The sequence below is a fragment of the Methanobrevibacter sp. 87.7 genome (genome assembly GCF_002208625.1).
Taxonomy (GTDB): Archaea; Methanobacteriota; Methanobacteria; order Methanobacteriales; family Methanobacteriaceae; genus Methanarmilla.
The window spans coordinates 1-9,177 of sequence record NZ_MRCT01000075.1 but is presented as its reverse complement, the minus strand read 5'-3'; the positions used below and the strand labels follow the sequence as shown (position 1 = coordinate 9,177).

Annotated in this window: 2 protein-coding genes; both read right to left on the bottom strand. The window is 24.7% G+C overall.

Features of this window, described 5'->3' with window-relative positions; all coding sequences use genetic code 11:
• Positions 1-198: 198 nt before the first annotated feature.
• Positions 199-7,161: a DUF3320 domain-containing protein gene (locus BGI41_RS04915; protein WP_088539116.1), complete on the bottom strand. Its 6,963-nt coding sequence runs from the start codon at positions 7,159-7,161 to the stop codon at positions 199-201.
• Between the two features lie 602 nt (positions 7,162-7,763).
• Complete coding sequence (locus tag BGI41_RS04910) at positions 7,764-8,837, bottom strand: M42 family metallopeptidase (RefSeq protein ID WP_233126320.1); 1,074 nt, start codon at positions 8,835-8,837, stop codon at positions 7,764-7,766.
• Positions 8,838-9,177 lie beyond the last annotated feature (340 nt).

The following is a 9,177-nucleotide window of genomic DNA, read 5'->3' as shown; positions in this document are numbered from 1 at the left end:
ATTAAATACACTATAAAAAATAGAATTTAAAATATAAATTAGAATAAGAATTAATACTTTAAAATAATAAAAAATTAGAATTTAAAATATAAATTAAAATATTTTATAAATAAATACACTATAAAAAATAGAATTTAAAATATAAATTAGAATAAGAATTAATACTTTAAGATAATAAAAAAATTAGAACTATGGAGATTATTTAATTTGTATTTCTCCTTGTACAAGTTCTAAAATTCCTTTTGCTAACATTAAATCAATAACTGCATTAATTTTTTTAGATGTTTTTTTAGATGTTGATTTAAAACCAAAATTACGAGCAACTGCTCTTGTTAATTTTTTATCAGTTAAATGTTCTTTAAAGACAAGAACTAATTTAATATTAGCTCCAATTTCATCTTCTGAAATTAAATCAATATTTGGTTTAACACGTTTTCTAACACTTATATCTGGATTTTTAGTAGAATATAAAAAGTCATCAACAATATATATTAAACCTTCTTTTTCTGCAGATTTTATTCCATCATTAACTTTAGACTTAAGTTTAGATCCTGCTCTTTTAATTCCAGAACTTTCTTTAATTCTTTTAGTTATTATATCTTTATGAATTGGACCTTCAACATCAACTATCTGTGATATAACTTCACCAATATAAGATACTGGTTTATCATATACATCATCTTGTGTTTTTAATGGTAAATCTTTAAATTCATTATATTTTTTAATATAATCTTTCATTGATTTGCCTTTAGTTGGTAATGTCCTATTATCATATGCTTTAAGACCATTAGATTCTTTTTTTCTTTCTTTTTCAATTTTCTTATAGTCTTTATCTGCATCTTCAATAACTTCTTCTAATTTTTCTGATTCTAATTTGCTATTAACAGGTCTTCTTATATCTTCTGAATTAATAACAGTATCATCTGTTATATATTCATTTGAATAAGAATTCTGATTATTCAAATAAGTATTCTGATTACTATTAACAGTCTCATATTCATTTGAATAAGAATTTTGATTATTATTTACAGTCTCATATTCATCATTATCATAATATTCTTCATTATCTGAAGAATCATCATAATAATCATCATAATCAAAATCATCAGATCTATCAATTACATGTACTTTTTCTGGTTGTGAACTATTTTCAATTTCTTTTAATGAATCATTAATATATTTAAGTTCTTTTTTAAATTTAGAAATTTTATCTATAATTGATTCATCATCATGATCTTCAATATTATATTGAACATGGTTTTTCCTTAATGGATTATTAAAATCTGTATCTGTATAATAATCATCATAAGTATTTGATTCATAATCTTCAGTAATTACATTACTTTTATCATTAGAAGGATTCATTACCTCATTAATGATTTCTTGATCATTTTCTTCATTATTATCATTAAATAAATCTCCAATTTCACTTTCAGATTTATATTCAGAATCTATATCTTTTATTTTATTTTTTGTTTCAGATTTAGGAGTTATACTATTTAATTTATCGTCATTTATAACATTTAAATCTGAATTTTTGCTAATTGCTGGTTTATTCTCAGAAATATTACTGTAGGTATTTAATGGACTATCTTCTTCATTATTTATACTATTTAATGAATTATCCTCTTCATCATTGTTTATGATTGTATCAATCATTTCCTCCAATTTTTCATCAGAATTCTTTGTCTTATTTACTTCATTAAATTTTTTCCTAAAGTGAACTTTAGGTATTTTTCCATTTTCAATGGTATTGTCTTTCATTTTTCTATCAGAGTTATTTTTTATTTCATCTTTGCTAGTTTCACTACTTGAGTCTTTTATTTTTTTATTAATTTTATCTTTTTTAGAGTTATTTAAATTTTCTGCTATATTTTTATTATATGAATTTATTTCCTCTTCAATTTTTTCAATATGTTTCATTTCATTATTTGAAATTACTTTTTCACCATCTTGAAGTTTTCTATTTTTTGGAACCTCAACATATTCATATTCATCATCAGAAAATAGGATTTTTTCTTCTGAATCATCATTTATAGATTTATTTTCTATTGAATTATCATTTACATTAACTTGTATACTATCCTCATCATCATATTTAGATTGTATATCCTCATTAGATTCTATACTATTATTATCATATTTAGATTGTATACTATCATTATTCTCTATACTATCCTCATTATCATATTCAGTTTCTATATTATCTGTATATTCATTTTCTAGATTATAATCATTACTAATTGTATTATCTTCATAATTATTTTCTAGATTATAATCGTTTATATCATTATGAGAATCTTTTTTATTAATATTAGAGATTCTAGATCCAATAAATGAACCAATATCTTGTAATGTGTTTCTATGTTTATTTTCTGTTTCACTAATTTTATCAAATGATTTTTCAAGTTTACTATTCAATTTACTTAATTTTTCATACTGATTATTATTTTGAATATAACTTTCATTATTTGGATAGTTAGTTAATAACTCTTCTTCAGATTCTTTTTTAAGTTGTGATATTAAATCGTTATTAACAATTAATGGTTTCTCAAGACCATCATATACATCATCTTCTATATTTCCATCAATATCTTCTGATTTTATAGAATTTGATGTATTTGAATAATTGGATTTTGAAGTTTTATTAATATCATTATTATTTTTCCTAATAGTTTCACTAACATTATTATCATTATCTTGACTAGATTTCTTAATAAAACCACTAGTACTATTTTCACTATCTTGATTAGATTTATTAATAAAACTATTTCCACTACTATTATTAGTTTTCATAGTAGTTTCACTAGCACTATTATCATTATTTGAGAATTGATTTATTAATTCTCTAGATCTTGCTTCTTCTTTTAGTATATCCTCTTTAGTTTCAATACTAGATGAATTATTATCTTTGTTAGAATTATTTTCAATATAAGAATCAGGATTAAGATTTACTTCAGATTCATTTGGAGTATTTTCATCAATTACTTCTACAAAGTCATTTGTAGTTTCTCTAGCATCTTCAAGAGCTTTCTTTTCTTCCTCTTCTTTAAGCCTACGTGCTTCTTCAAGTCTTCTTTGTTTTTCAGCTTCCATTTTTTCTTGGAATTTACGTTCTTCTTCAGCACGTTTTTTATCATCTTCAATAATATCTATTTTAGCTTGTTGAACTCTATCAAGAAGATGTTTTTTACAAGCTTCACAATTTCTATACCAATCAGTAGACCATAAATGATATAATTTCCATCCTAATCCATCAAGGACTTGTTCTCTAAGTCTATCTCTATCACGTGCAACTTTACTTGAAGCATACATTTTACCATCAGTAGTAATACCTAAAATATATCTTCCAGGATTATCATCATCTACAATAGCAAGATCTACTCTAAAACCTGCACAACCAACATGTTTATCTACAGTATATCCATTATCAACTAAGAAAGTATATATTCCTTCTTCAAATGGTTCTATAGTATCATCTTCACTTGGGATATTACCAATAGTTAAACTTTCAGCATATTCTAAGAATTCTTTAAGTGCACGTACACCAAATGGTGGATTAGCAGTTAAATGCATATCATGTGATCTAAAGTTAGAAAATACTACACATTTTTCTTTTGCACGAGTAACAAGTACATTTAAACGTCTTTCTCCTCCATCTTGATTTAAAGGACCAAAATTTAAAGACATTTTTCTATTTTGGTCAAAACCATAACCTACACTAATTAATATAACATCCCTTTCATCACCTTGTATTGTTTCAAGGTTTTTAACAAAGAATCTATCAGGTCTATTTTCAGAGAATAATGGTTCAAGTTCAGGATGATTTTTACGTTCAACCTCAAGTTCTTCTAATATTGCATTTCTTTGAGCAACTGAGAAAGTACCTACTCCTAAACTTTTACTATCACCATACTTTTCAAAGTGTTTAAATATTTCTTTAACAACTTCTTTAGCTTCTCCACGGTTATATGAACCTTCACCTCTTTCATATACTGTATTTGGACAATATCTAAATTTAAGACCTAATTCAGGATCATCATGTGAAGGTGATGGATAAACAAGTAATTGATTATCATAGAACTCTTTGTTTGATACAGCAATAAGAGATTCATGACGACTTCTGTAGTGCCATTTTAACATTTTAACTGGGAAGGATAGTTTACAAAGGTGTAAAATACTTTCCATATCATTAGCACTTGCTACCTCTTCATGAGAATCTCCTTCTGCAATTTGATCAAAGAAACTTGTAGGAGGTAATTGTTGTGTATCTCCCATAACAACTGCAGTTTTACCACGCATAAATGCCCCAAGTGCATCTTCTGGTTTAACTTGACTTGCTTCATCAAAAATAACAACATCAAATTGTAATTTTGGATTAGTTGGATCAAGATATTGAGCAATAGAAAGTGGACTCATCATAAATACAGGTTTAATCTTTTTAATAATAGTTCCTGCTTTTTCAAGAAGTGTTCTAACAGGTAAATGTCCACTTTTTCTTGTGAATTCTCCAGCAAGTATTTTAGCTTCAGGATCACTTGCTCCACCATAGATTTTAGGAATATTTTTATTAAGTTTATTAAATACTCTTCTCCTATTTAATTTTAAAATTTCCCTATCTAAATCTTGGAATTCTTTTATACGATTTTCATGTAATTCTCCAACAAATGAACTTAATTCTGTACTTTCCATGAATAATTTATTAAGTAAACTATCTGCAAAGTTTCCTGAAACTAATGCATTAACATCATCTTTTTTAATATTTCTTTTTTCAATTGTATTAATGAATAATTTAGCTTCAGAATCCATACATTTATTTTTAGTGTTTAAATATTGACTCCATAAATGTAAACTTGAGAAATGGCCATTCCATTTATTAAATTGATCTACCCATTCAGTAAATAATACATCTTCTGCATCTTTTTTAAAGATTACTTTTGTATTTGGTTTTAAAGTTGTTTGAAGTTTATTTAATTCATGTCTAAAACTATTTCTTTCTTTAATATAATCTTTTAATGATTCTTTAATAGAAGCAGTCTTAAAGTCATTAGTAAGATAATCAAATACTTTATCAGTAAATATATCCTCTTTAAGATATTGTTTTAACTCAAACATCCAGTTATATATTTTTCTAAGTTCTTTAATATCTGCATTTAAAGACCAATATTTTGAGAAATATGATTTTCCAAGTGTATCTTCACTTTCAATTTTTCTTTTTTCTTCTTTAAATTTTTTAACAGCATTTAAATCAGCTAAAACTGCTGAATCTCCAGGAACTTTTCCTTTATAAAATTCTTCAACAACTTTAGTATTAGATTTAGAGAATATTCTAAATTTCTTATGTGCCCCTTCTTCTATAGTACTTATTAATGAATCAATATCCACATTAAGAATTGATGGATTAAATTTATCTAATATTTTTGAGGTTTTTTGATAATGTTCTAATTCATTAATTAATTTATCAGCAATTTTAGGATTATCCCATGCTGGAGAATTTAATAAATCTTTATCAATTATTGGTACTTCTTTATCTAAGAAATCTAAAGATTTAATTGTTTTATCAAGACTTCTTAAATTTTTAGCTTTTTTAATACCAAAATTTTCCTCAGCAATATCTGCTTCTATATTAAATCTATTAAGAGCCTCTGATGAATCAGTAATTAAAAGTTGAATTTCTCTTAAATCATTAGGAAGTAAACTTTTTGGTGAACAGTAACTCCATGGATTATCTTTATTAATAGTAGTATGTAATTCTGCAAGGTTTTCAAGAGATAAAACAATATCATCAAGATCTTTCATTGTTAAATCTTCAGGATGTTCAAATCTAACAAGAGGTAATATTTTACCTTTAGTTTTGAAATATTCTTCTGCAAATTCTTTTCTACCATATAAATCAAATGCAGATAAACCAACAGAATATAATGGTTTATGAATTATTTCAGCATAATCATCTAATTGAACTTTAATAGTTTCAAGTTTACGTATAATCCTATCAATATTTTTATCACTTGTAGAACGTACTGTTGCAGATTTTTTAAGTTCTTTAATGAATTTTTTACGTCTTGTTTTATGAGAATGTAATTCTAAAATATATTTCCCAAGACCAACAGCAGTTAATCTATCTTTTACTACTTCTAAAGCAGCCATTTTTTCAGATACAAATAAAACAGTTTTACCATCTGCAATTAATTCTGCTATTAAATTAACAATAGTTTGGGATTTACCAGTTCCTGGTGGTCCTTCTACAACAAGATTACGACCAGCTTTAACATCTTCAATAACAGAAATTTGTGAAGAATCTGCATCTAAAACTTGATACATATCTTTGTAGTTTATTTTATCTACATCGTTTTCATCAAAACCTTCTGTATCATTAACTGATGGATCAAATATTGCTTGTATAAGTGGATGATTAGTTAAATCTACATCATCTCCCCAACTTTCAGGGTTTAAATCATTATACATAATAAACTTAGTAAATGAAAAGAAACCTAAAGCTACTTTATTTGTAACTTTCCAATTATCTTTATATCTAATAGCTTTTTTAATTTCATCCATATATTGATTTGGAGCTTCAACATAATTTTTAGCTTCAAAGTCAGGGATTTTTATTCCATCTTCTGCAAGTTTTGTTTTAAGTGAAATATTAGTTTGAATATCTTCACCAGTCCATCTAATTACAAAAGAATTACCTGCTTGTTTCCTTTCCATAGCTACAGGTATTAAAATTAAAGGTGCAAAATTAGCTTTTTTAGGTTTATGTTTATCAAACCATCTTAAAAATCCAATTGCCATATATAAAATGTTATATCCTTGCTCCTGAAGCATTGTTTTAGATTGGTTATTAATATAAAACAATTTCTTTTGTAATTCATTAGGAGTAAGGTTAACTTCTAAGGATTTATCATCTGAAAAGATTTCAGGTTTATGTAAACTCCATTTAGATGATTTCTCTTTATCTTTACCTTTTGGAACAAAGTTCATTTTCTTATTTTGCAAAACAAGTCTTTTATAAACATTTGTTGGAGACTGATAAGGGATTGAAAGAGTTTGATTACGGTCTTTAAAGTTTAATAATTGATTTCTTAATGTTAAATCAAGAAGATTTTTCCTTAAATCTTTAAACTCCTTTTTAATTTTTTTTGAAGATGATCTACCCATGTTTATCCCAATTTATTATAAATTAAATAAAAAATAATCATATATTTTTTTTATTATACATGAAGAAATAAATAAAATAATAGTGTAATTTATTATGTATTATATATTTTATATACTTTACTAAATAGTTTTTAATCTTATATTTTTTTAATACAACATTTAAAAATAAGTAAAATTATATACTAATGGTATTAATTCAGTTTAATAAATTATTATAACTTAATATAACAGTTTTATTCTTAAATTATTATTGATAATTATTAATTTATTTCAATTAAAAATTAAGTTCTTTTAATTTAATTATTTCATATATTTTATTAAAAATCACTTAATTAAATTCCAAAAATTAGTTCTTTAATTTAATTATTTTATTAATTTTATTAAAAATTTATTTAGTTTTATTAAAAATTAGTTTTTTAGTAAATTTATTTAAATATTAAAGTATTTTAAAAATAAGTAGTTATTATCTATTATTAGTAAATTAAATTTTATATTAAGTAAGTATTTCAAGTTTTTAAACTAGAAAAGATTAATTAAATTATTATTAAAAAATAATTAAATAGAATATAAATTTGATATACAAATTTATACTCATATCGTGTTTATAAAGATTCAATAGCTTTAACTATTAATTCAATTGTATTTTCAATATCTTCAGCACTTGCAACACTGCAAGGAGTGTGAATATATCTAGTAGGAACTGAGAATACACCAGTTGGAATACCTTCTCTTGTAAGATGTATTACACTACCATCAGTAGTTCCTCCATCACCAACTTCAAGTTGGTAAGGAATATCATATTCATCACCAGTATTAATAAGTAAATCTCTTACTTTTTTAGGAGTGATAATACCTCTTCCACCTGCATCGATTAATACTATAACAGGTCCTTCACCCATTTTTCCAGGAGCTTCATCAGGTTTTACACCAGGGTGATCTCCAGATAATGTAGTATCTAAAGCAAATGCCCAATCAGGATTTAATTTAAATGCAGAAGTTCTAGCACCTTTAAGACCTACTTCTTCTTGAACAGTACCTACACCATATACAGTAGCATCGGTGTTAACTCTTTTAAGTACTTCCATAACTACATAACAACCTGCACGGTTATCAATTGCTTTACCCATGAAACAGTTATGTGGATATTCTGCAAAGATTGTATTAATAGTAATAGGATCTCCAACTGAAACCATAGTTTCAGCTTCTTCTTTATCTTTAGCACCAATATCAATAAACATTTTATCAAAGGTTACTACTTTTTTCCTTTCTTCTGGAGTTGTAATGTGAGGTGGTTTAGAACCAATTACACCTGTTACATCACCATTAGCTGTGTGAATTGTAACAGTTTGGTTTTGTAACATTTGATCATTAATTCCTCCGATTTTAGTAAATCTTAAGAATCCATCATCATCAATGTAACGAACCATTAATCCAATTTCATCCATATGTGCTGCTAACATTACTGTTGGTTTACCTTTTTTACCTTTTTTAGTACAGATAATATTTCCCATATTATCTCTTTCAATAGTATCTGCAACATCTTTTAATTCTCTTTCAAATATAGCTGCAATATTATCTTCATAACCAGAAATACCGTTAGTTACACATAATTCTTTCATTAAATCCATGTTAAAATATTTATCAGCTTTGAATTCTGATTCTTTTTTATCACTCATATAATACACCTCGACTTTTTTCATGATAAAATAACTATAATATTATATAATATTTCTTTAATTAAATAATTTATGATATTAATTAAAATTCTTAAAGATTTTAATTATACAATGATTTAATATGATTAAATTTTTAAATAGATTAAAATATTATTATATTTTTAAAAAACATATTTTCAAATTTCTTGATTGGTATAAATATTTGAAATTATATTTCTATAAATAATATTTAATGCGTTTTAACAATTATTTTATAAATAACGTATTCTTTTTGTTTTAAATGAATGTAGTTTGAAATCTTTTATTTTAGGATTTTATAAAATTTTACTATTTTTTTATT

Bases quoted from the DNA above. Each gene is read 5' to 3' on its own strand.
- BGI41_RS04915 (WP_088539116.1), bottom strand. From the start codon at position 7,161: ATGGGTAGATCATCTTCAAAAAAAATTAAAAAGGAGTTTAAAGATTTA.
- BGI41_RS04910 (WP_233126320.1), bottom strand. From the start codon at position 8,837: ATGAGTGATAAAAAAGAATCAGAATTCAAAGCTGATAAATATTTTAAC.